At 54.4% G+C, this 557-nt stretch carries 1 protein-coding gene; it reads right to left on the bottom strand.

Annotated elements, in window-relative coordinates:
• Positions 1-557: InlB B-repeat-containing protein (locus tag HMPREF0860_RS13925; RefSeq protein WP_021495626.1), on the bottom strand; the 557-nt coding region annotated here is incomplete at both ends.

Genomic DNA, 557 nt, shown 5'->3' with positions numbered 1-557 from the left:
GGGCTTCGAAGCTCACTTTGACATCTGCCGCCTTTGTTACGATGAGGGTATGGGTAGTCGTCGTATTGCTTATAACGGCGCCGTCTACCTTCCATTCTTTTACTTTGTGATTTGCAGCGGGCGTCGCCGTAAAGGTTACGGTTTTGTTCTTTTCGACGTTTATGGGACTTACCGCTGTTTCCGGTATGCCGTCCGCCTTTGCTGTGAGCGTGCCGTTTCCGCCTTCTACGCCGAAGGTTACCGCGTACTTTGTCGGCGGCGCGCTTTTAAGCTTAAACTTTACCGTTACGGTTACCGGCTGCACTACTTTTATCTTTGCAATCGTGCTGCCGCTTCCTCCCGTTCCCGCTTCAAAGGCACCTGTGTCTATCGACCAAAAGTCAACGTTGTGCGTCGCGGGGTTGTCCGGTGTTGCGGTAAACTCGACGATTTTGTCCTGCTCCACCGTGTCGCCCGAATTGATTTCGCTGCCGTCGACCGTCGCTTTGATCGTACCGTTTCCGCCGTCTACGCCGAAGGTTACGGCGTGTTTGGGTGTTCCGCCGCCGGAATCGCTG

The sequence above is a fragment of the Treponema socranskii subsp. socranskii VPI DR56BR1116 = ATCC 35536 genome, from assembly GCF_000468115.1.
Classification (GTDB): Bacteria; Spirochaetota; Spirochaetia; order Treponematales; family Treponemataceae; genus Treponema_D; species Treponema_D socranskii.
Note: the sequence above shows the minus strand (reverse complement) of the source record. Positions and strands in the feature narration are given on the sequence as shown.